This is a genomic window from Mycolicibacterium litorale, from assembly GCF_010731695.1.
GTDB classification, from domain to species: Bacteria; Actinomycetota; Actinomycetes; order Mycobacteriales; family Mycobacteriaceae; genus Mycobacterium; species Mycobacterium litorale.
In genome coordinates this window covers 44,829-67,392 of record NZ_AP022586.1, presented here as the reverse complement: position 1 = coordinate 67,392, position 22,564 = coordinate 44,829, and the positions used below count along the sequence as shown (strand labels likewise).

At 64.1% G+C, this 22,564-nt stretch carries 21 protein-coding genes; 13 read left to right on the top strand and 8 right to left on the bottom strand.

Annotation, left to right across the window (positions count from 1 at the left end; all coding sequences use genetic code 11):
- Nucleotides 1–3: 3 nt before the first annotated feature.
- Nucleotides 4–699, bottom strand: coding sequence for a DUF305 domain-containing protein (locus G6N30_RS00315; protein WP_059090349.1), 696 nt, complete (start codon nucleotides 697–699; stop codon nucleotides 4–6).
- A gap of 244 nt (nucleotides 700–943) precedes the next feature.
- On the opposite strand from G6N30_RS00315, the gene G6N30_RS00310 reads away from it, so the two are divergent.
- Nucleotides 944–1,789: a F510_1955 family glycosylhydrolase gene (locus G6N30_RS00310; protein ID WP_059090329.1), complete on the top strand. Its 846-nt coding sequence runs from the start codon at nucleotides 944–946 to the stop codon at nucleotides 1,787–1,789.
- 56 nt (nucleotides 1,790–1,845) lie between these two features.
- Complete coding sequence (locus G6N30_RS00305) at nucleotides 1,846–2,643, top strand: alpha/beta fold hydrolase (RefSeq protein WP_059090328.1); 798 nt, start codon at nucleotides 1,846–1,848, stop codon at nucleotides 2,641–2,643.
- 20 nt (nucleotides 2,644–2,663) lie between these two features.
- Here the strand turns inward: G6N30_RS00305 and ripC are convergent, their stop codons facing one another.
- From ripC to G6N30_RS00290, 3 genes are all read right to left on the bottom strand, one after another.
- Nucleotides 2,664–3,755, bottom strand: coding sequence for a peptidoglycan hydrolase RipC (ripC, locus tag G6N30_RS00300; RefSeq protein WP_134057451.1), 1,092 nt, complete (start codon nucleotides 3,753–3,755; stop codon nucleotides 2,664–2,666).
- Nucleotides 3,756–4,424: 669 nt separating this feature from the next.
- Nucleotides 4,425–4,910, bottom strand: a complete 486-nt coding sequence (locus tag G6N30_RS00295; RefSeq protein WP_231743417.1) for a hypothetical protein — start codon at nucleotides 4,908–4,910, stop codon at nucleotides 4,425–4,427.
- Nucleotides 4,911–5,234: 324 nt separating this feature from the next.
- Nucleotides 5,235–5,705 carry a hypothetical protein gene (locus G6N30_RS00290; RefSeq protein ID WP_059090347.1) on the bottom strand — a complete coding sequence of 157 codons (471 nt, stop codon included), beginning with the start codon at nucleotides 5,703–5,705 and terminating at the stop codon, nucleotides 5,235–5,237.
- A gap of 398 nt (nucleotides 5,706–6,103) precedes the next feature.
- Here G6N30_RS00290 and G6N30_RS00285 point away from each other — a divergent pair, with 398 nt between their 5' ends.
- The 3 genes from G6N30_RS00285 to G6N30_RS00275 all read left to right on the top strand — a co-directional run bounded on the left by G6N30_RS00285 (nucleotide 6,104) and on the right by G6N30_RS00275 (nucleotide 9,016).
- Nucleotides 6,104–7,231, top strand: a complete 1,128-nt coding sequence (locus G6N30_RS00285; protein WP_046363131.1) for a tyrosine-type recombinase/integrase — start codon at nucleotides 6,104–6,106, stop codon at nucleotides 7,229–7,231.
- Entirely contained in the window at nucleotides 7,221–7,553 is a 333-nt protein-coding gene (locus tag G6N30_RS00280) for a helix-turn-helix domain-containing protein (protein WP_024449211.1), read from the top strand. The genes G6N30_RS00285 and G6N30_RS00280 overlap by 11 nt, the downstream gene beginning before the upstream one ends.
- 128 nt (nucleotides 7,554–7,681) lie before the next feature.
- A complete protein-coding gene (locus G6N30_RS00275) occupies nucleotides 7,682–9,016 on the top strand; it encodes a hypothetical protein (RefSeq protein WP_011856875.1) in 1,335 nt (444 codons plus the stop codon).
- 349 nt (nucleotides 9,017–9,365) lie between these two features.
- On the opposite strand, the gene G6N30_RS00270 is transcribed toward G6N30_RS00275, so the two are convergent.
- Entirely contained in the window at nucleotides 9,366–10,058 is a 693-nt protein-coding gene (locus tag G6N30_RS00270; RefSeq protein ID WP_011856876.1) for a TetR/AcrR family transcriptional regulator, read from the bottom strand.
- A gap of 102 nt (nucleotides 10,059–10,160) precedes the next feature.
- On the opposite strand from G6N30_RS00270, the gene G6N30_RS00265 reads away from it, so the two are divergent.
- From G6N30_RS00265 to G6N30_RS00255, 3 genes are all read left to right on the top strand, one after another.
- Nucleotides 10,161–10,673, top strand: a complete 513-nt coding sequence (locus tag G6N30_RS00265) for a PaaI family thioesterase (RefSeq protein ID WP_011856877.1) — start codon at nucleotides 10,161–10,163, stop codon at nucleotides 10,671–10,673.
- The gene (locus G6N30_RS00260) at nucleotides 10,670–11,341 is read left to right on the top strand and encodes a TetR family transcriptional regulator (protein ID WP_011856878.1); all 672 of its coding nucleotides are present in this window, start codon (nucleotides 10,670–10,672) and stop codon (nucleotides 11,339–11,341) included. The genes G6N30_RS00265 and G6N30_RS00260 overlap by 4 nt, the downstream gene beginning before the upstream one ends.
- A 78-nt stretch (nucleotides 11,342–11,419) precedes the next feature.
- The gene (locus tag G6N30_RS00255; RefSeq protein WP_024449209.1) at nucleotides 11,420–11,884 is read left to right on the top strand and encodes a DUF6188 family protein; all 465 of its coding nucleotides are present in this window, start codon (nucleotides 11,420–11,422) and stop codon (nucleotides 11,882–11,884) included.
- Nucleotides 11,885–11,932: 48 nt separating this feature from the next.
- On the opposite strand, the gene G6N30_RS00250 is transcribed toward G6N30_RS00255, so the two are convergent.
- Together G6N30_RS00250 and G6N30_RS00245 are read right to left on the bottom strand one after the other, a co-directional pair.
- Complete coding sequence (locus tag G6N30_RS00250; protein WP_011856880.1) at nucleotides 11,933–12,982, bottom strand: LLM class flavin-dependent oxidoreductase; 1,050 nt, start codon at nucleotides 12,980–12,982, stop codon at nucleotides 11,933–11,935.
- Nucleotides 12,979–13,575 (bottom strand): TetR/AcrR family transcriptional regulator, encoded by a 597-nt coding sequence (locus G6N30_RS00245; RefSeq protein ID WP_011856881.1) that lies wholly within the window; start codon nucleotides 13,573–13,575, stop codon nucleotides 12,979–12,981. The genes G6N30_RS00250 and G6N30_RS00245 overlap by 4 nt, the downstream gene beginning before the upstream one ends.
- Nucleotides 13,576–13,648: 73 nt before the next feature.
- On the opposite strand from G6N30_RS00245, the gene G6N30_RS00240 reads away from it, so the two are divergent.
- The 3 genes from G6N30_RS00240 (at nucleotide 13,649) to G6N30_RS00230 (ending at nucleotide 16,421) form a co-directional block, all read left to right on the top strand.
- On the top strand, nucleotides 13,649–14,845 hold the full coding sequence (locus tag G6N30_RS00240; protein ID WP_011856882.1) for a cytochrome P450: 1,197 nt from the start codon (nucleotides 13,649–13,651) through the stop codon (nucleotides 14,843–14,845).
- A 174-nt stretch (nucleotides 14,846–15,019) separates the two neighbouring features.
- Nucleotides 15,020–15,472 carry a PaaI family thioesterase gene (locus tag G6N30_RS00235; protein ID WP_011856883.1) on the top strand — a complete coding sequence of 151 codons (453 nt, stop codon included), beginning with the start codon at nucleotides 15,020–15,022 and terminating at the stop codon, nucleotides 15,470–15,472.
- A gap of 58 nt (nucleotides 15,473–15,530) precedes the next feature.
- On the top strand, nucleotides 15,531–16,421 hold the full coding sequence (locus G6N30_RS00230) for an alpha/beta fold hydrolase (RefSeq protein WP_011856884.1): 891 nt from the start codon (nucleotides 15,531–15,533) through the stop codon (nucleotides 16,419–16,421).
- A gap of 133 nt (nucleotides 16,422–16,554) precedes the next feature.
- Here G6N30_RS00230 and G6N30_RS00225 read toward each other — a convergent pair whose 3' ends face one another.
- Nucleotides 16,555–17,424 (bottom strand): metal-dependent hydrolase, encoded by an 870-nt coding sequence (locus G6N30_RS00225; RefSeq protein WP_011856885.1) that lies wholly within the window; start codon nucleotides 17,422–17,424, stop codon nucleotides 16,555–16,557.
- Nucleotides 17,425–17,528: 104 nt separating this feature from the next.
- Here G6N30_RS00225 and G6N30_RS00220 point away from each other — a divergent pair, with 104 nt between their 5' ends.
- Both G6N30_RS00220 and G6N30_RS00215 read left to right on the top strand, forming a co-directional pair.
- A complete protein-coding gene (locus G6N30_RS00220) occupies nucleotides 17,529–18,164 on the top strand; it encodes a TetR/AcrR family transcriptional regulator (protein ID WP_011856886.1) in 636 nt (211 codons plus the stop codon).
- 330 nt (nucleotides 18,165–18,494) lie between these two features.
- Nucleotides 18,495–21,617, top strand: coding sequence for an MMPL/RND family transporter (locus tag G6N30_RS00215; protein WP_011856887.1), 3,123 nt, complete (start codon nucleotides 18,495–18,497; stop codon nucleotides 21,615–21,617).
- Nucleotides 21,618–22,564 lie beyond the last annotated feature (947 nt).

The following is a 22,564-nucleotide window of genomic DNA, read 5'->3' as shown; positions in this document are numbered from 1 at the left end:
GCGCTACTTGTCCAACATTCCCTGCATCGTGTCGATCTCCGCTTGCTGAGAAGACACGATGTTGCGCGCCATCTCGACTGCCGCCGGGAACTGGCCGTTGTCAACCTCCTGCTGCGCCATCATGATCGCGCCCTTGTGATGCTCGATCATCTGCGTCAAAAAGAGTCGGCTAGCCTCAGCGCCCTGCGCATTCTGCAGTGCAGCCATATCGGCTTCCGACATCATGCCCATACCCCCGCCGCTCATACCCGGCATATCACCCATGTCTCCGCTGGGCATTTGATGGCCAGGCATGTCATGACCGGGCATTGCGGCAGTGCTGGGGGCCGTTGTCGACGAGGACACTCCCCAGTCCCGCAGCCAGCCCTGCATCTGTTCGATCTCAGGACCCTGAGCGTTCTTGATCTCGTTGGCGAGTGACACTACTTCAGGATCAACTCCCTGCTTGCCGAGCAGCATGTCGCTCATCTCGATCGCCTGCTGATGATGAGGGATCATGCCCTGCGCGAACGCCGCATCAGCATCGTTATGCGCAGCGTCACTGCTCGCAGCACTAGGCGAAGCCGACGCCGACGCTGCCGCTGAGGTGGTGCTCGACGCCGATGACTGAGACTCGTTCGTTGCATTCGAACAGCCACTGATAACCAGGGCCGACGCCGCAAGCGCCGCAAACCCGAATCCAAAACGCTTGTGCTGCATCGCACATCCTTCCTCAAACATCTTCGTGACACCATGCGTCCACACGGCAAGCCTTGCGCCGCCGGACCCCAGCCTCAGCATGCCGAGTATGGGTCGGTTCGCGATCCGATGAAGATTTGATGAAGACACCTCCCCCGGTCCTTCACCCGGTCGGCGCACCCGAGGCGCAGCCACCTCACGCGGTAGCCACGCACCGCCCACCTACTATTGAACTACGTAGATCTCGTGACCGGAAGGTGTCCGTGTGCTGATCCGCAACCTTTTCGCCATCGCCCTGACCGGGGCTCTGGTCACGGCCTGTTCGTCGAACGCCCCCGAAAGCCCGCCACCCGCCGTCGTGCCGGGCATGGTGCACATCCACGGCCTCGGCATCAACCCATCTGACGACAAGCTCTACGTCGCAACTCATTACGGCCTCTACACCGTTGAGCAAGATCAGGCGCCCCAACGAGTCGGTGAACTCTCGCAGGACTTCATGGGCTTCACCGTCGCCGGCCCCGACGAATTCCTGGCCAGCGGCCACCCGGACCCCGCCGATCGCCAACAGCCCCCGCACCTCGGCCTGATCAAAAGCAGCGACGCCGGCCAGTCCTGGGAACCTCTGTCATTGCACGGTAGCGCCGACTTCCACGCACTCGAGTACCGCCACGGACGGGTCTACGGTCACGACAGTCAATCCGGCACCGTGATGGTTAGTTTTGATCAGCGGTCCTGGCAGCAGCGCGCAGAAGTCCCCGCCGTCGACCTCGCAATATCACCGGATGCCCCGGATGAGATCCTCGCGACAGCACGCCAAGGGCTGCTCCGAAGCACCGACGGGGCGAGGACGTTCAGCGCAGTCACCGGTGCGCCGGCACTGCTGTTCATCAGCTGGCCCGACCGCGGTCCCCTGCTCGGCGCCGACCTCGAAGGACGGCTGTACACCAGCGCCGACGACGGGCAGACCTGGCAGCCGGGCCACTCGCTCAACAACAAACCCCAGGCCCTGCTCGCCGCGGGCAACGGTCAGGTCTACATCGCCACTGATACCGCCATCTACACCTCAACCGACAACGGTGCCACGGTGAACGTCCTCACCGCTGTCGAATAGACGGCTGGCACCCGAAACCCCACGGAATACCGCACCAACGCATCTGAGGAGCCGCATTGCCGGATGACCACCTTCTCATCACCGATGGCGCCACCATCGCCTACCAGCTCAGCGGCCCACCCAACACGGTGCCAGTCGGCTATGGGCACGGCGTGCTCATGAGCCGGCAGATCGTGCGCGGCCTGGGCATCTTCGACGTCGACGCTATCGCCGACCGCCGCCGTCTAATCACCTACGACCAACGCGGACACGGCGCATCACGGGGCCGCCCAGAACCCGAGGACTATCGCTTCGAGCAAGCAGCCAACGATCTGCTGCGCGTCCTGGACGCGGCCGGCCTCGATGAACCCATCGATTTCGCCGGATCCTCGCTCGGAGCCGCTGCAGCACTGCACGCCGCCCTCAACGCTCCTCGCCGATTCAGGCGGCTGGCACTGGTGATCCCTCCCGTCGCCTGGGAAACAGGGCCCGATCAACTGCGCCAGTGGTACTTCGACACCGCTGACCTCATCGACTCCATTGGACCAACCGCGTGGCGACAACAATGGGCCGACGCTCCCCCACTGCCGATCTTCGCCAACTACCCGCAAGGCAAGTTTCAACCCGGCGTCGACGACGATGTGGTCTCCGCCGCGCTGCGCGGAGTCGGCTCCTCCGATCTACCCGACCCCAATCGGCTGACCTCCATCCGCCAGCCCACGTTGGTGCTGGCCTGGGACACCGACCCCTTGCATCCCATCTCCACCGCCGAGCGCCTCGCTGAGCTGATCCCCGACTCGACGCTGCACGTCGCTCACACCATCGACGAGATCCGCGAGTGGACCGAAATCACCAGCCACTTCTTCTCCGATTGACGCAGCGCCGCGGCGGCGGCCTAGTACCGCCGGACGTTGTGAATTGGTGCCGACGAGATCGGCGCAACCTTCACCGGCGTTCCGAACGTGGACGCGTGAACCATCATCCCGTCACCGATGTAAATCCCCGCATGGGAAACGTCGCCGTAGAAGGTCACGATGTCACCGGGTTGCATATCGGAAACAGCCACCGGCTGCCCGCCCTGCGCGAGCGCTTGACTGGACCGGGGCAACGACTTCCCGTTCTGCAGGAACGCCCACTTGATCAGCCCTGAGCAATCGAACGCATCCGGGCCGGTGGCGCCCCACGAATACGGTGATCCCACCCGTGTCAGGGCAGCTTGCACGACCGCAGTTCCGCTGCCAAAGGATCCGCCGCCGGCCGGGCCCGGCATGGCCACAATGCTTGAATCGTTCGCCGACGGGGACGGCGGCAGCGGTGGGGGCGGCGGCCCGGGATCGGCCAAGATGGCCCGCTGGTCAGGTGTCAGAGCCTCGTAGCGGGCCTGCACGGCACGAATCTGCTCCTGCATTCGACGGTGTTTGGCATCAAGGTCCGTTCGCACCGCGGCGGCCTCGTCGGACGCGATCCGTGCTTGCGCTGCCGACTTCGCCGACTGGTCTGCAGCTGCGGCGGCGCGCGCACTGGCCGACCGGAACGCAGCCATCTGCACAGTCAGCTCCGACGCAACCGCCTTCTGGACTGCCAGCTGATCGATCAAATCCTGAGGAGACGTCGCCGTCAACGCCGCCGCCAAGGTATCCGTGCGCCCACCCATGTAGGCAGCCGCGGCCAACCTATCGACTGCAGCCTGATACCTCACCAGATCGGCCGCCGCTGCATCCGCGGCCATGCGATCCGAAACCGCCCCCTTCTCCGCAACCTGCTGCGCTGCGAGCTTCTCGTCAAGGTCGATCTGCGCCGTGTGAATCTGCTCGGTGGTCTGCTCAGCCAGACGCGACAATTCAGTCAGTTCGGCAAGCGCATCAGCCGCCGGATCAGCGCGCACATCGGTTGCCAAAAGCGCAGCAACAACGCCGAAAGCAACCAAAATGCAGACGAGCCGCCTGCCCAACGCGCGCGGCAGGACCGCAAGCACAGATGAAGTCACAACAGCGAAAACCTTCGGCGAAGTGGGCAAGTACGTACTAGATACGTAGGTCACGATTAGGTTACGAGGCCAGGCAGCCACTGTCCAGCCGGGCCTTGCGAAACAACCGGTCCATCCACTGAGGCCGGAAAGGGCCCTGAAATCCGGTGACCTGTGTCCTCGCCACTCGAAGCGAACCGCCCAGCATCCCCGAATAGCACGGCGTGGCACATCCGATCCAGGGCGATGAGGAGGACACGGCGGCAGGTGCTACCAGCGCGCAGAACAATGCGATCGCACCCCGACCTCCTCGCCGGCACCGTGCAGCGCGGCAAGGCCACTCTTGCTTACCTCAGGCTTTCTGCCCCCCGCGTCGGTCAGTTCTTCAAGCTTGCGCGCTTGAGCAACACGCCGCGCGTCGATCTCAACGGCCACGGCACGGCGAAACGATCGGGCGGCACCGCATCTGCCGGGCCCGCACCGCCCGAGTTTCTGCTCTGCTCGTGTTGTTCGACGCCAACACGGTGCGACGTCGCGCGACGCGGTACTCGTGCAGCGCGGCTAAGCGCCCGCGCGCGACACCACCGCCGCACACCCTTCCAGCTCGGCACTGCGACACCGCGCGCCAGACCATCCAGCTCGCCGCACCCGCTCCCACGCGCACCGGCTCCAGGGGGGCCCTGACGTATGTCACCACAGCGTGGCCTGATCACCGAGCAGCGCCGCGTCCCCACCATGGCGCACCGCCTCCCGCAGCGTCGCCGACCGTTCCCGTCGAATACCGCGACCGTCGAGGCGTCGCAACGCATATCGGCCGCCGCCGCGACGCATCCGCGCCATCCGCTCAATGTTGTCACCCTGCGGGCCGGACCGACGTGCTGATGGGGTTTTGTTGCCGCCGAGATCTTGACGCACACGGTTGTCGCATTCGTGAAGCCCGAGCACCCCAGCGGCCACTACACCGGACACGATCGCCAACGCGTAGCGGTGCGGGCGAACGCACAATCCTGAACGCTCGCGGGTCAGGTAGAGCTGACCGTAGCCATCGGCGCCGATCGCGCCGGTCCAGATGTTGCAATCCGAAGCCGTTGGGCCGCAGACGACATGGCTGTGAAAGCGCGTGATCTCGGCAGCGTGCACACGCTGATCAACAACAAGCTGTCCCGCGCTTCTCATGGCCGTTGAACCTATCCGCCGGCACTGACATTCAGCACGGCCACCGCGGCCCGCTCCACCGGTGCCGTAACCCTGCTCCCGGGTGCCCCTTTACCGCTGCGCAGCCCCTGCCACGTCGAGCGCTCCCCACCGCGCTGGGCAGACCTGGTGTAGTCGGACGCACAGGCCGGTTCGCAGCACCAGGGGCGCGACCGGCGTGTGCGTCAGCGGGCCGACCGGCGTAACGGCGCACCTCCATGATGGCCCACGCACCCGCCGACCCACGCACCCCGGCCGTGCACATCGTGGTGCACCACCGGCCTCGTTGCACCGTTGCGCAGTGCGTCACGCCGAGGCTGCATCCGCCGGAGGCTGGTCAGCGTGGGGGTCAACCCCCTGAGCGGTCGGGCCGGACAATGCCTCCAGACCTAGTGCATGCGAACCATTCCCGGCAGTCCGCTTCTCGGATTTCGGAGCATGCCGTGCCATGGTGCGGACGATCCCGATTCCGACGTCGGTCCGTGCGGCGATGGTCGTCAGCGTCTCACCACGGCCCTGCATACGTGCGACCGCCGCGCCGGCCTTGGCCCGATGGCCAGCCACCCGCTTGGCCGCTTCTGCGTCGACCTGCGCGCGCAGCTGGGCCAGGCGCTCCCTCTTCCAACTTTCGACTTCGGCGACCTTGCCGACCGCGACGAGAAAGTCCGCGGCGTCATCGATGTTCGCCTTATCCCGCGCGGCGCGTTCCTCGTTGGCGCGTCGGGTCACTTCGCGTGCCCGGCGCCGGGCTTCCACCTTGGACGTTGCTGCTGTCATGGTCGCCGACAGTAGAAGGTTCACCGGCGAGCGGGCCACCACCGCAGCCACATTCGCCTCTCACCAATTTTTTTCGCCTTCACCGCATCTGTCTACCGCCACTCACCTCACCACGCCCACAGCCAGCGTCCCTCACCACCGCGCACCGCCCACCCAGCTCCCTGCCCCATGACCCCCTTCCGTCGCCCCACCACAGACCACACACCTCTTGCACTCAGGGCCCGAAGGTCGCGAATCAACCTGAAGTTGACGCGTATATCTGGCGCATGGGACCAGCGCCGGATGCGCTTCATTGAACCACTTTCGTGTTCCTCCTGGTAGACGGATTTCGCTCGCAGGTGTGGTAACTTGCGGTTGTCATTGACAACTCTAAGTTGACGATAGATGGAGGTTCTCTTGTGAGCGTTCCGGGGTCGGCGCACTTGGTTCTTGCCTCGGGCGTGGTTCACCTGGACGAGGCCAGCGCAGTCTTCGAAGCGATGCTGTCTGGGTGGGGTCGTCAACAGGCGTCTCGGCTACTCGCTGCTGAGGCCACGATCGAGCCGCGGCTGGCGTTGGTGCGGCGGTTCGCAGAGTTCGCCGGGGCGCCTCCGTGGGACTGGACTGCCGGCGATGTCGAAGACTTCACGGCCGCTTTGATGTCGGGCCCGGAACGCAAAGCACCGTCGACCATTCGCGGCTATCACATGTCGTTGCGGATGTTCTGCGACTACCTACTCGATAGCCGCTACGGTTGGATCGCGCAATGCGAGAACAGGTTCGGACGGATCCCATCGCAGGTCTGTCACGACTACAACACCGCCGCGCATCTGGTCGACTACGAGGGCAAGCCCGCGCGTCGCCCGTTCACCTACGACGAACTGGAAACATTGTTCGATTTCCTCGATGATCGCGTCGATGTTCTCGCTCGGTCCAGGAACAAAGGCGCGTTCGCGGCGCTGCGCGACGCACAGATGATCAAGACGGCCTACGCCTTCGGTTTACGCCGCCGCGAGCTGTGCTATCTCGATCTCGCCGACCTGCGTCCGAACTCGCGGATGCCGGCCTGGGGCACGTTCGGCGCCGTCCACGTTCGCTACGCCAAATCACGTCGCGGCAGCTCTCCCAGGCGTCGCACCGTGCTCGCCGTTCCGGAGTTCGACTGGGTGATCGACGGACTGCGCCAATGGGTCGACCACGGCCGCCCACTCCTCAGCCCCGGGAACCGTCAAGAGCTCTGGCTGACCGAGCGTCGACGGCGCGTGGCGACCAAGACCATGGATAGGCGATTCGCCGTCGCACGGGTGCAAGCGGGACTGCCTGCCGAGCTCACCTTGCACTGCCTGCGGCACTCCTATGTCACCCATCTGATCGAGTTCGGTTATCCGGAGCGGTTCGTCACCGAACAGGTGGGGCACTCGTATGCCTCGACCACCGCGATCTATACCTCGGTGTCCGACGACTTCAAGACCAAAACACTGCAGGCGGCGCTGCGCCGCGTCTACGGATCATCCACGACGACAGGTGAAGGCGGAGATGAGCACTAGGACCGTGCTGCGGTGGAACCTGCGTCAGCTGATGGCCCAGAACGGAATGTTCGCCACCACCGACCTTGTCGCACCGCTGCACGAGCGTGGCGTGGAGATCTCCCGACAGATGGTGCACCGGATCGCGACCAAGCCCCCGCAGCGCATCAATCTCGACCTGCTCGCCGCCCTCTGCGACATCTTGTCGTGCACGCCCAACGACCTGCTCGAGCTCGTCGCCGAACAAGTCCGTGAGGCGCCCGCGGTCAACGACAGCGGACCCGGCATCGGCGACCTGCGACCCATCCGCGCCACCATCCGCCGCCCCCACGACAACCAGTGACTCAGCGGGCCTGCTGGGAGTGTGCAAGCACCATCCGGCTAACCCCACTGACGCACGGGCGTCGCATCTGTGTCGCATGCCGTCGCAGACGGCACTATCACCCCGAGAAATGCCCGCGGTGTGAGACCGTGCGGCCACTGGCGTGGCAGCTCGACGATGCCATCGTGTGCGCCTCCTGCGCCGGTGTCGCATCGATCTTCACCTGCAGCGAATGCGGCCGCGAAGAACACCCCTACGGGTTCTACCGATGCGCCCGCTGCTTCCTACGCGAGCGCCTCACCGAGCTGCTCACCGACCCGATCAGCGGCACGATTCATCACCGACTACGGCCCGTGTTCGACGAACTGATCAACGCCGACCGCCCACAGACGGTGCTCTGGTGGCTGCGAAAGAAGCCCGGTACCGGCCCGCAGCTCCTTCGCGACATGGCCTGCGGAACGCGTGAAATCAGCCACGACACCTTCAGCGATCTTCCCTCGGACCGAGCCCACGATTACTTGCGCAGCCTCCTGGTCGCGGTCGGCGTTCTGGGCCCGATCGACATCCGCGTCGAACGGATGCTGCCCTGGATCGAGGACGTTGTAGCCGAGCTTCCGGCCGAAGACGCCGCCATCGTTCGCCGATTCGCGCATTGGCATGTACTGCGCCAGATGCGCAAGGCCTCCCACGAGAACCGGCTGACGAGATCGATGACCGATGCCTGCCGTCGTCGCGTCCGCGTGGCGATTCAGTTCATGGCGTTTCTGCACACCCACGACGCCACTCCGGCGACAGCGACACAGGAGATGCTGGAGCGCTACCAGGCGCTCCACCGGAGGCCGCTCACTGCCGAGTACGCCTTCCTCGTCTGGCTACGCCAATCCCGCATCAACACCACACTGAGGGTCACCGATCCGCCACGGTCACCTCCCTCGGTAACCGTCTCGGATTCCCAGCGGTGGGCCGCCGTCGGGCGGCTGCTGCACGACGACACAATCCGCCGCAAAACCCGCATCGCGGGACTGCTCACATTGTTGTTCGCCCAACCTCTTTCGCGCATCGTCGCCCTGCGATCAAGCCAAATCTCGATCTCCGACGATCACGCCGTGCATGTCGTCTTCGCCGCCATCCCCATCCAAATGCCTCCCCTACTCGACGACCTCATCCGCGAGCATCTGGAGCAGCAATGCGAAAGCCGCTACACCCCATCCCATACGGGCTGGCTGTTCCCCGGCCGACTTCCCGGCACCCACCTGTCCACCGAGAACATCCGCACCCAGCTCGTCGCGGTCGGGGTGAAACCCTACGAACATCGCAAAGCCGCCCTCTTCCAGCTCGCCAGCGACATGCCCGCACCCGTGCTGGCCGAACTGCTCGCGATCACCACCAAGAACGCAGCCGCCTGGGCCAAACTCGCCGCCCGCGACTGGACCGATTACGTCACCGAACGCGGCAGATCAATGCCGCATCGAAGGCGGAGCTAACTCGCAACAGCGATGTCGTAACCACTCCATGCCGCCGAGGCCACGATTCGCCTGCTCTCGTCAAAGTTGTTCTTTGTCAATCCTCCTCGCCACAAGTCAAGCAATCGAGAAACGGGTTCAAGCAGTTGCGCGCCCTCAAGCGTCTGAGACGCCGAACCGCGGGTGACCTGCACTTCGGGTAGCTCACTACCCTGCTGCGAGTCTCCGCACCTCGCTGTGGAACGGAAACCAGCGTACGGCCTCGCCGATGATGGCGACGAATGGTCCTTCGATGCCATCACCGACGCGATTTGCGAGAGGCGAAAAGGGCCCGAAGACCAGCCGGCTCGACATTGTGATTTCGTTGTGCCTAGCGAGCTGAGCGCGCCGGGCGGCCCGTCTTCTTGGTGGCGATGTTCGATTTTATGGCGTCGCTGTCGGTGTTGCGGTGGGCGGCGAGAAAGTCATCGACGATGTTCGCGCAGTCATTGTGAGTGATAGTGCGAAGCCCGGTCATTCGGGCGAAGGCGAGTGGTCCGACGAGTTGGCAAAGCGCCAGTTCCTGGTCGAAGTCGTTGAGTTCGGCTTGAGCTTTTGGGCTGGTGAGTACGGCGTCAAATGGTTGACGATATTGATCGACAACTCGGGTCCGTAGCGCCCCGGATGTGTGGCGGTCTTCCGCTTGGGCATTGGAGCCGGTGGGCCCCAATGAGAGCCACGCGAGTGTCGTGACATGCAGCGGTGCGTCGTTGAAAAGGGCGGCTTGGCGGCTGAGCAATTCGATCAGCTGCTCACGGAGGGGTCCGCTGGTCGGTGCCGGAGTGGTCACTTGTGGAAGTAGGCGTTCGAACGTGGCTGCCAGTAAATGCGACGAACTGTGGAAGTGGCGGTACAGCGTGGTTCGGGCCACTTTGGATGCTTTGGTGACGGCATCGATAGTGACCGCTTCCACCCCACCGGTGCTCAGTAGCGTTGCCGCAGCATCCAGCAGCCGGGTGCGTGACCGGATGAGCCGAGGGTCCACGTCGTCGTCAGGGACGGGCACTGCCTGACTGTCGCTCACTCGTTCACCTCGGCGGTCGATCTTCACGCGATGCTGTCACGGCAGTCTAGCAGTGTGGTACTAACGGTAGCGCAGCGAAACCGATCGTATTGGAGGGTGACGGTGCCCGAAAGCCTGTTGCCGCCCGAGCGGCTGCCCTCGCACACCACGACATGCATGGGTTGCGGCCCGGACAACCCCCACGGACTGCGGTTGGTGGTGCATCGTAGCGGCGACGCGGTGTACACCGATGTGACGTTCGATGAGCGCCATATCGGGGCCCCGGGCCTGGCCCATGGCGGGGCAGTGGCCGCGGCATGTGATGACGTCCTGGGCTTCACGTTGTGGATCGCCGGAACCCCGGCGGTGACCCGCACCCTGACGGTCGAATATTTGCGGCCGGTGCCGCTGCATCAGACCCACCGGATTACTGCCCACATCGTCTCTCGTGAAGGGCGGGCGCTGCATGTCACGGCGACAGGCACGGGTGAGGGTGGGATCGCCCGCTTCACCGCCAGTGCAGTGTTCATTGTCGTCAGCCCTGAGCACTTCGCCGCACACGGCGATGTCAGCGCTTTCGGCGATCTTCTGGAGCAGTTCTCGCGCCGCGGCGGCCTCGACCCGGAGCCGTCATGACTGTCCCTCAGGCGCGCAGCCACGGGAAAACCCCGCCTTCGGAAGCGAACTCGGTCGCTGCAGAGAAGCGAGCCGCTAACGCGTCGCGTTCACGCGCGTCCGCACGGCGCCGGGAGACCATTCTTGATGCAGCTTTGGTCGTGGCCGCGGCGGGTGGTTACGAGGCGGTTCAGATGCGGACAGTTGCCGAGCGGGTCGGCATCGCCGTCGGCACGCTTTACCGCTATTTCCCGGCGAAAACCCACTTGCTGGTGGCAGCGCTGACGCGCGAGTTCCGTCGACTCGACTCGGCCGGGGACTGGGCGAGTGGTGAGGGCACACCGCTGGAACGGCTCGAACGGCTCACCGCACATCTGCATGACCGCTGGCAGCGCGACCCATGGCTGACGACGGCCATGACACGGGCCTTCGCAGTCGCAGATACCCGCGCCGCCGCGGAACTCGACCGCGCGGCCGATGAGATCCAGATCCTGCTGGCCCGCACGCTCAGGGGCGGCGAGCCCACTCCTACCGATCTGCACGTGGCTGGGATCATCTCCGACATCTGGCTGGCCAACCTCGTGGCCTTCAGCGGCCACCGCGCGACAGCCGCCGACACCCGCGACCGCATTGACCGAGCCACCAGGCGCGTCGTGACCAGCGCTGCTAGGCCAGCCGTCTACCGGTAACGATACTGCTGGTATCGCAGCGATACTTGGCGTACTCTTTGGGGATACGGCTCAACGATGCGTCGAAAAGAGACTGCCATGTACACCCAATGGATCGAAAACCTTGTCGTACAACGCCTCTCGCTGCACGGCGGCCTGGTTCTGGATTTCGATGATTACAACGAAATCGTCATCTCCTGCCCCCTACTATTGACGCTTCCTGCCGTCGGCACCTACCCCATCGAGGCGGTGCGTATTGACCCCCTCAGGATCGCGACCCACGAACGCCCGCTGCTGAACCTCGCCGGCGCACTGTGCACCCAGGCCTGGTCCAGCGACGATGGAGGGCTACACCTGAGCTTCTCGCGCGGACATCGCATCGATGTCGATCCCGACGCTGAACAGACAGCGTGGGAGCTCTATGGCATGCGCCACGGCTACATGGCCTGTCTACCTCAAGGACGGGTACGCGTGGTCCGCCATGACCTCCCCGACACCGACGACGCCAACATCGTCAACAGCGTCAGGCAATCATCGGCGGGGTCGGCGCGGCAGACCCACTAATCCGGCCGCGGACACTGCGACGGGTCGACTTGGGCGGCAATACGTGGATCAGGTTGAACGTGGACAGGACCGCCCTGGCGACATCGAGGCGGGCGAGCATTCCCGGATGATGCTGTCGAGGTTTTGTTGCACGCGTTCGGCAGTGATGCCGACCGATGGTGAATACAGCATGATGTGGTCGAGGACGCCGTTGTACCGTCTCAATTGTTCACGGACCTCGTGCGCCGTCCCGGCGACACCCATGGCGTCGATCATCTCCTCGGACACAGCGGCGAACATCGCCGGGAAATCGCGCTGGGCGAATGCTTGCCGGATGGCTCGGCCTTCGCTGGCGAAGCCGTTCACATCGAGTACCGTCTCGTAGGATTTGACCGAGGAGTAGAACGCAATCTGCTGCGCCAGTTCGCGCCTGGCGACCTCGGCGTCGTCGTGGATGGCGCACATCACCATGGAAATGATTTCCACGTCATTGGGGTCGCGGCCGGTGTGCGCGGCGCCCCTGGCGATAGCGGGCCGGACGACCTCTTCGACGTAGGTGGTTGTGAACAGCGGATGTCCGGCTAGGCCGTCGGCCACCCGCCCGGCCGCCTCGCACATCCGGGGCCGGACACCGGCAGTGACGATCGGGATCGGCCTGCTGGAGGGTCCCACGTCGCCGGTCGGGGTGAGATTCATTCTGTAGAAACGGCCCTCGTGATGGATCGGGCCTTCATGCAGGTTCCATATCCGGCGCAGCAGCATCACGAGTTCTTCCATCCGCAGGGCGGGTGCGGAGGTGTCGGGCACGCCGTGCCAGTCGCCCATCATCCGTTTGGTGCCGTTGCCGATGCCGAGTACCAGTCGTCCGTTGGAGAGTTCGTCGAGGTCGCGCGCCTCGGTGGCCAGCACCAGGGGGCTTCGGCCGACGCCGTAGAGAATGGAGGAACCGATCCGACAGTTCTGGGTGCTGTTGGCCATCGCGGCCATGGAGATCGATCCGGACCGAGAATAGAACTCCGAGGCCCATACGGCGTCGAACCCGGCCGCATCAGCGGCCTGGGCGGTCTGGGCCAGTGACTTCAGATCCGCGCCGAGAACCGACAGGCCGTAGGTGCTCATGACTGGTCTCCTGTGCGCGGGCGCAGCCCGTCGAACATGACGGCGCTGAGGGTGCTGGCGACCACCGTCTCGTCGAGGTGGTTATCGGTGACCAGGTACATGAGTGCATTGATGGTGACCGCGCCGAACAGCGCAATCGACGTCGATCGCGCATCGGGCTGAGCGACGAGGGATCCGTCGCGGGCCCCTTCGATGAGCAGGGTTTCGACGGGTTGTTGGTAGGCGGTATTGATCATCTCGGCGATAGCCGGCATGCGGGCCGCTCGTCCCAATTCGCCGATGAGTGCACGGCATACCGCTGGCCGCTGCGCCATTGCCCGCAGTTGTGCGCGGATCACGAGTTCGAGGCGTTCGGCACCGGTGCCGCCGGTGTGCACGATCGCGGTCACAGCATCGAAGATGTCCTTGAGGAGGTCTTCGAGCAGGAAAGCAAGGATGTCCTCTTTACCGGCGAAGTAGTAGTACAGCGTCGCTTTCGGCACACCGGTCACCGCGGCGACGTCTTCGATCTTGGAGTCGTTGAGCCCCTTCTCGGCGAACAAGTCCGCCGCGGCGGGAAGCCGGTCAGAGATCTGACGTGGAATCTTGCGCATTGCCCCCCTGTCCCGTTCGGCCGGTTTAGACTGCGAGTCTAAACCGTCGTTACTTTGGTGGTCGGAGGTCTTGGTGGTCTCGGTGCAAATTCGTTACGACCCGTTCGACGCCTCGATTCTCAACGACCCCTATCCGACGTATCGGTCGTTGCGTGACACGGCTCCGGTGTACCGCGCCGAGGAATCCCATACCTGGGTGTTGAGCCGGCACGCCGACGTCCAGGCCGCAGCACTGGATCACGGCACGTACTCCTCGGTGGACGGCATCTTCCCCACCCCACCGGGATCGGACTTCATCGGCTCGTTCCTGCCGATGATGATCGTGATGGACCCTCCGCGCCACGACCAGTTGCGTGCCCTGGTGAGCCGGGCGTTCACTCCCCGGCGGGTGGCCGGGCTGCAGGGCGCCATCACACAGATGGCCGCGGAGTTGTTCGAGCGCCTCGACGAGGGCTCTGGTTCGGCGGACTTCGTGACCGACTTCGCCGCGATCCTGCCCGCCGCGGTGATCGCCGATCTACTGGGCATTCCCGCCACCGATCGTGATCAGTTCCGATTGTGGTCGAGCCAACTGGTCCAGGTCGACGTCAACCACGGACAAACCACCGACGCACTGACCGCCGCCACCTCGATCTACGCCTACTTCACCGACTTCCTCGCCGACCGCCGCCAAACCCCCCGCGAGGACATGATGTCGGCGTTGGCGAACGCCACAGTCGACGGGATCAGACTGACCGACGAGGAAGTCCTCGGCTTCTGCGCGCTGCTGCTCGTCGCGGGCTACGAGACCACCACCAATCTGCTGGGGAACTCCGCGGTCGTGCTGGCCCAGCATCGGCAGACCCGCCGACGCCTGGCCGCCGATCGAACACTATTGGGGCCGGCAGTTGAGGAGTTGCTGCGCTACGACTCACCGGCACAGGGACTTTCACGAACCCTGACCCGCGACGTCACACTGCACGACACGACCATGCGTCAAGGTGAGAAGGTGCTGCTGCTGTTCGGGTCGGCCAACCGCGACGAGCGCGCCTTCCCCGATCCTGACGTGTTCGACATCGAGCGCACCAGTGAGCACCAGGTCGCCTTCGGTCGCGGCATCCACTTCTGTCTGGGCGCGGCACTGGCGCGGATGGAGGCCCGCATCGCTCTGGATGCTCTGTTGGACAAGGTGCCCGACTGGGAGGTCGATCTTGAATCGGCGCGGCGGCTGCGGTCCGGACCGATCCGCGGCTACACATCGCTGCCCATCACTTGGACCACACCGGTCTAGCCCGTGCCCCTCCTCGACGACGCGTCGTGTGCATCACCGCGCGGCCAGGTTCTTCATCGCCGTCGATATCGAGCACTCCGCCGCGCACGGCGACCTCGGCGCATTCGGCGACATGCTCAAACGATTCGCGGGCTCGAACGGTGATCGACCCATGACCGGACAGGAGAAAGGGGCATGGTGGTGGCAGTGACATTCGCGCACTTCGATGAGCAGATCGCCGACCAGCTGCTCAGATCGCCGAACACAGCAGGTGGACTGTCGAGGTTTCTGAGCTTTCGGCACACCGAACTCGCCGCCGGTCGGCTGGTGGCAGAGATGGAAACCCGTGCCGAACTGCTCACACCCTTCGGCACCCTGCACGGCGGATGTCTATCGGCGATGGTCGACCACTGTCTCGGAGTCGTGTTCTACCCCGTCATTCCGGCCGGATCATGGGTCGCCACCACCGAATTCAAGCTAAACCTGCTGCGACCCGTGTCCACCGGTGTGTGTGTCGCCGTCACCGACATCGTGTCGCTGGGCAAGCGCAGTGGAGTGGCGCGCATCGACATTAGCAACGGCGACAAAGCCGTCTGCGTAGCCCAGGGCACGGTCACGATCGTGAACGCCGCGGGCAACGCACTATGAAGGCGCTTGCTGCCGGGCCCACGCTTCGGGCGGACGACGATCTCGCCAGGAAGGTGTCATGACCTCCGCCGTGCAGCATCGGGTCCGAACCCAGGACGGGATCGCCCTGGCTGCGGACTGCTACGGCCACGATGACGCCCGTCCCGTCGTGCTGCTCCTGCACGGCGGCGGCCAGAACCGGCACGCGTGGAGCACTTCAGCGCGTCGCCTCCACGCATGCGGATACACAGTCGTCGCCTACGACACCCGCGGTCACGGCGACAGCGACTGGGACCCAGCCGGCAGGTACGACATCGAGCGACTCGCGACCGATCTTCTCGCCGTGCGCGAGCACTTCAGCGCCTATACCGCCCCTGCGGTCGTAGGTGCATCCCTTGGGGGCATGACCGTGCTCGGCACGCATCTGTTGACATCCGGGGCGTCGTGGGCGGCGGTCGTCCTGGTCGACGTCACCCCGCGACTTGAATTCCAGGGCGCCCGTCGCGTGGTGACGTTCATGGCCGCACATCCCGATGGCTTTAGCACCCTCTCTGACGCCGCAGAGGTGATCGCCGCGTACAACCCCCATCGCTCGCGCCCGGCCAACGTCGACGGCCTGCGCAAGGTGCTACGGCAGCGTCACGACGGCCGCTGGATCTGGCGGTGGGACCCGGCATTCATTCACTCCAACTTCGACTTTCTCCGCGACGAATCGACCACGGGAACGGAGCAATTCGACGCAATCAGCCACCTGCTGATCGACGGAGCCCGACGGGTCAATGCCCCAACACTTCTCGTAAGGGGCCTCTTGTCCGACGTGGTCTCCCAAGCCACCGTCGACGAGTTCAAGCAACTGGTTCCCCACGCCGAGACCGTCGACGTATCCGGCACCGGACACATGATCGCCGGCGACGACAACGACGCCTTCGGCTGCGCCGTCACCGAGTTCCTCGGCCGGAACCTCCTGTAGGTCGCGACGTTGGTCGAGCACCATCGATCGGCCAGTAGTCAGAACCGATCTTGACTTCACAGCGCGCGAAGCGGAGCCCATGAAGTGTTCTTCGGTTAAGGCCGACTTTGAACTGTGCCGGGCTCTGGTCGAGCTAGACGCCACTACGCACTTGCTGGCCACCATCGGCGTCGAAGAGTTCCTTGGTCCAGCGTTCGAGGATTTCTGCGCTGTCCCAGTCGTCGGGATGAAATCCGGCGCGGGTGTAGGAGCGAAAGCGCGCAATTGCTGCTGGGCTGAATAGCGGGTTATGACGGAAGGCTCGAAGGCTGCGCAGCAAGCGCACCGGGTTGTAGGCGGAACGGTCACCAGCCAGAGAGCGGGTGGTCTGGATGACCAACTCGCTGAACAAGAGGAGGCTGGCGATCCGCATCCCCCAGACCCTGGTGCGTTCGCTTCCACCGACCGTCTCGTAGACATCGAAAGCAACGGCCTTATGCTCGCATTCTTCCAGTGCGTGCCAGAGCAGAATAGGCCGCACTTCGGTGTCGCCGATCAGTTCTTGAGCTTCGTCGCTGGTGAGAATGATCTCGGCGAATGTCGCCGTGTAGTGCTCGAGGGCGGCCGTCACAGCCAGGCGCATCTTGGGAGAAAAACGCTTCTCAAGTCGGCCAACCAGCTTCTTGACATGCCGATCGATCCCCTCGGTGGGATAGCCCATTGCTTGAAGCCGATCGTTGAGCAGCCGATGCTGGTGTCGGTGGGTGGCCTCTTGTGCGATAAACCCCTTGACCGCCTCCTTGAGGTCAGCGTCGCTGATGTGGTCCCGGTACTCGCGGACTGACCGGATAAAGAAGTCTTCGCCTTCGGGGAACGTGGCCGACAAGGTGGACACAAAGTGGCTCATCACCAAGTCGCCATCAACGAAGTGCTGCCGACTGGTCCCAGCAGGCATATCGAATCGAACACGGCGGGGCTTCGGGACGACCCGTGCGGTGGGCCGTGTGGACGAATCGTCGCTCATGTTGTTCTCCCATTCGCCAAGGACGCGCTGTCAATCTGACTCTAAGCCTTGTCAGAATTAGATGGCAAGCTATCCACGTGGTTTCGGCGCGGGTGTATAGCGGAATGTCCGCCGAGGAGCGTCACCGGAACCGGCGCACCCGTCTCATCGAGGCCGCAACGGAGTTGATCGGCACGCGCGGCGTTGCCGCCGCCACTGTGACTGCCGTCTGCGCTGAATCGGGTGTCACGTCACGGTACTTCTACCAGCACTTCTCCGACCGAGACGCACTCCTGCGGGCTGTCTACCAGCAGCTCTATGCCACCTTCCAGGAGGTGATAGTCGACGCGATCCCCGATGCCGGCGAGCCACCGGAGGTATTGGCGTACGCGCCAATCCGCAGGCTGGTCGGCATGATCGACAACGACCCGCGGCTGGGTCGGATCCTGTTCGTGGAATCTGCAACCGAGCCGCTGCTCCGAGAGCTACGCAGCGAACTAATGGCAGGTTTCACCGACCTTGTCTTGCGCGAAGCCAGACTTCACCTCGACATCGCCGACTCTGCCGTGGGGGTTGCCCATTTGGCTTCGACCTTGGGCGTGGGAGGGCTATTCGAAGTCTTGCGCCGCCGACTCGACGGAGAACTGGAATTCACCACAGATGAACTCGTTCAGCACTGCGCAGGTTTCCTGGGCAGCCTAGGCAATTACGTGCTGCTGCAGAACACGGGCCAGTCGGCCACAACCGAAGCGCAAACCTAGAGCTAGCGGCCCCGCTACGCGATGTGGCCGTGCGTGCGCCCGACGACCAACGTCCGAGAACAGCAACAGCAAGACCCTGAACGGCATCCAAGGCCAGTGTCGTCGACTTACAGCGTCAGCCCTGGCTTCCAGAAACCCACTGAGTGTTCGATCATTCCTCTGCCCACTGCGACCGTCGGCCCGGTCCCGACTCGATAGCGGTCGCCGGCCCCTTCGCCAGCCGCGCGCTTTGCGCGGCCTGGCGACGACGGCCCCGCCACCACTTGCACTACATGCGGTAGCGTAGCGATACCGATAGTATCGCTACGATTCGCTACTAGTGGAGGCCCAGTGACCGACGGCACTGCAGATTCCCCAGGCCAGGCCACGCGCCGTGGCCAGCGGGACAACGGATCCCCCAACCCGGCCGAAACCCGCGAGTACAGCGAACGGTTGGCAGCGCTAGCCCGATTCACCCTCCGACACAAAGCGCTGGTCATCGGGGTATGGCTAGGCGCCGCGGTCGTCCTCGCGTTGCTGTTCCCCCAGCTAGAAACCGTGGTGCGCCAACAGTCGGTGGACCTCATCCCTCGCGATGCGCCGTCCTTGCAGACGGTTGACCGCATGAGCGCCGCTTTCGGCGAAGAAGGCTCAAAAACCATGGTGTTCGTCGCCATGGAAGACCCCAATGGCTTGACTCCGACTGCACGGCAGCGCTACGGCGAACTCGTGCGCCGGTTGCAGGGCGAAGGCAACCACGTCCTGCTGGTGCAGGACCTACTGTCCGATCCGATTACCGAAGCCCAGGCAGTCAGCGCCGACCGCAAAGCTTGGTACCTGCCCGTAGGTGTCACCGGCACCCTCGGAGACCCCACGGCCGCCGAATCGGTAAACGCGGTGCGCAACATCGCCGCCGAGGTCTTCACCGGCTCGACCACGACTGTGCAAGTGACGGGACCACCGGCAACCTTCAGCGACATGATCGCATCCGCCGAGCACGACCTGCTGCTGATCTCAATCGCTACCGCGGGCGTGATCGCCCTGATCCTGCTGATCGTCTACCGGTCGGTGTTCACCGCGCTGTTACCGCTGCTAGTAATCGGGTTGAGCCTGGCAGTCGGGCGCGGCGTGCTGTCCGCCCTCGGCGAGATGGGCATGCCCGTCTCCCAGTTCACCGTCGCCTTCATGACTGCGATCCTGCTCGGCGCGGGAACCGACTACACCGTATTTCTGATCAGCCGATACCACGAACAGCGCCGCGCCCAAGTACCCGCCGATCAGGCCGTCATCCACGCCACCGCCAGCATCGGGCGCGTCATCCTCGCCTCCGCCGCCACCGTCGCACTCGCGTTCCTGGCCATGGTCTTCGCGCGGCTCAGCGTCTTCGCCGCCCTTGGCCCCGCGTGTGCCATCGCCGTACTGTTCGGATTTCTGGCCACCGTAACCCTGCTGCCACCGGTGCTGTCGCTAGCCGCCAAACGCGGCATCGGTGAACCCAAACCCGATCGCACCCGCCGCTACTGGAACAGCGTCGCCGTCGCCGTGGTCCGCCGTCCCGTGCCACTACTCATCGTCAGCCTGGTCATCTTGCTCGCCCTGTCGGCAGCGGCAGCAACCATCAAAATCAGCTACGACGACCGCAAGGGCCAACCAGACACCACGGCCAGCAACCTGGGCTACCACCTGCTGGACCGCCACTTCCGCAAAGACGTCGTCATCAGCGAATTCCTCGTCGTGGAAAATCCGACCGACATGCGGACCGGCAAAGGACTGGCCGATCTTGACGAGATGGCCTCCCGCGTCTCCCAGATCCCCGGCGTCACCAAGGTTTCCGGAGTCACCCGCCCCACCGGAGAGCGCCTCGACCAAGCAGAACTGGCCTGGCAGAACGGCCAGATCGGCGACAAAATGGCCGGCGCCGTCGCCGAGGGCAACTCCCGCAAGGACGACCTCACCAAACTCACCGACGGCGCCGACCAGCTCGCCGACGGCCTCGCCCAACTCGACAGCACCGTGCGCACCGCCTTCACACCACTAGCCGGAATCCTCACCCAAGCCCAATCCGCAGGAACTCAGGTCAACCAATTCCGGCCGCTGCTGCAACAACTTTCCGCCACTGCCCCCGCCGTCGACCAAGCCATCCAATCCGGCCCAGGACTACGACCGCTGGCCAACCAAGCCCAAAACGCAATCACTCAACTCGACCCACTCGTCGGCGCCCTCAACACCTCACCCTGGTGCGCCACCACCCCACAATGCGCCCAAATCCGCAACCAGGTCCAGATCCTGGTCACTCTGCGCGACAACGGATTCTTCAACCAAATCGCCGACCTCGGGGACCGCTACGATCCCGCCACCAATGCCACCGTTGGTGGCACCCTCGCCAACGTCCAGAACGCAGTCGCCTCACTGGACAAGGCATTCGGAGCCCTGGGTGACCCCGCCGACCTGACCACAAATCTCCGCCGATTGCAGGACGGAATCGGACAGCTGGCCTCCGGCGCCCAAGCACTCGCCACCGGCGTCCGCACCCTCGCCGACAGCAACATCGAAATGCTGTCCGGCATGAGCCAGATCGCCACCCAACTACAGAACTCCTCGCGCGCAGCGGCCGACTCCGACTCCTCGAGCGGTTTCTACCTGCCCGCCAACGCATTCGAGAACCGGCAATTCACCGACGTCGCCGAACAATTCCTCTCACCGGACGGCAAAACAGCGCGGTTCATGATCGAAAGCAGCCACGACCCATACAGCGTTGAAGCCATGGACCTCGCCAGCCGCATCACCGACACCGCCAACACCGCACGACCCAACACGTCACTCGCCGACGCCACCGTGTCCGTAGCCGGCTTCCCCGCCGTCAACTCCGATATCCAACGACTCCTCTGGGCCGACTTCGCACAACTAGCCATCGCCACCATCATCATCGTCGGCGTCATCCTGGTCCTACTACTGCGCGCACTCCTAGCACCGCTCTACCTACTAGGCACCGTCGTGCTCAACTACCTCGCATCACTCGGCATCGGCGTCGTAGTCTTCCAATGGGGACTGGGCCACGAAATCGCCTGGCCCGTACCGCTGCTGGCGTTCATCATCCTCGTCGCCGTCGGCGCCGACTACAACATGCTGCTCGTCTCACGGCTCCGCGAAGAATCCGGAACCAACATCCGCGTCGGCGTCCTGCGCACCGTGGCAAACACCGGAGCCGTCATCACCTCCGCTGGCCTCATATTCGCCGCCAGCATGTTCGGCCTCATGGTCGGCTCAGTCGCCATCATGATCCAAGCCGGCCTCATCATCGGCTTCGGGCTGCTGCTCGACACCTTCCTCGTGCGCACCCTCACCGTGCCCGCCATCGCCACACTCCTACGCGAAGCCAGCTGGTGGCCCACCAAAGCAACAAACCCGCGACCCGGTCAGACCAACCCAGGAGGCATTAAGGACGCACCTCACGTGCTGGTCCAGGAGAGGTGAAAAGCGAACAGAGCAATACCCGGCGCTACATGCCGACCAGCGTGAAGGCGTATTCACCCCGAATGAATACGACCCCTGCGCCGGTACTCGAAGTCTCTTTTCGACGGACGAAAAGAAGTGAGAGCCGCGGAGCTGCTCGACAACAGATCACTTACACGGGCTACGGACAGCCCGGCCGCCGGTTCGCGCGGGGGATGGGTCCACGCCGGGATCTGCCAGGAGGAGCGTCACGGCGCCTCTGCAAACAGAAGCTCGCAGCCTCAACCAGCGGTGTATGCGCGCGAGGATCGCGAGCGTCATTCGGGGTGGTGATCTTGCGTTGTGGAGTCGGCTGGGCCGGTCGATGGAAGACCGTCGAGGTAGGCGTCTATGCACTGCTGCAACGCCATCAACGACGCAGGAATGGCTTCCTCGGCATCGATATCGTCGACTTCGACGTGCGACCCATCGCGAGGAAGATCCCCCACGCTGAGTTCTATGTTGATCCAAAAGCGATGCAGCGCTTCAGCGTGGCTATCGCGCCGACAAACAACTCGACCCCAGGATCGAGGTCCGGATCGATCAGGTATTTGACGAGTTCGTGGGTGAGCGAGTGTCGGTGCGCGTAGATGTGGTCAAGGCGGTCGGCCTGATTTTTGTGATGGCGTCGCTTTGAACAAGCCAGAGCAGTGACGCTCGAAACTTCCTCTTTGGCGCCAGCGACAACACTTGCTGCTCGTACCGCTGCTGTTCTTGAGTCGCGACCGTCACCCCAGAACGCAGTTCGGGCAGTAGAACTCTCGAACTTTGTCCAGCACCGAGTGCTGGATCATCGCATGAGTGACTTGGTACAAACCGGCGAACGCCCAAGGTGCTGCGAATGGATGTCTGACTGCAGTTTCGCCTTTAGTCGGCGCTCGTATTCGACCGGATCGTCTTGAAAACTCACTCGTCAAGTTTGACGTGGA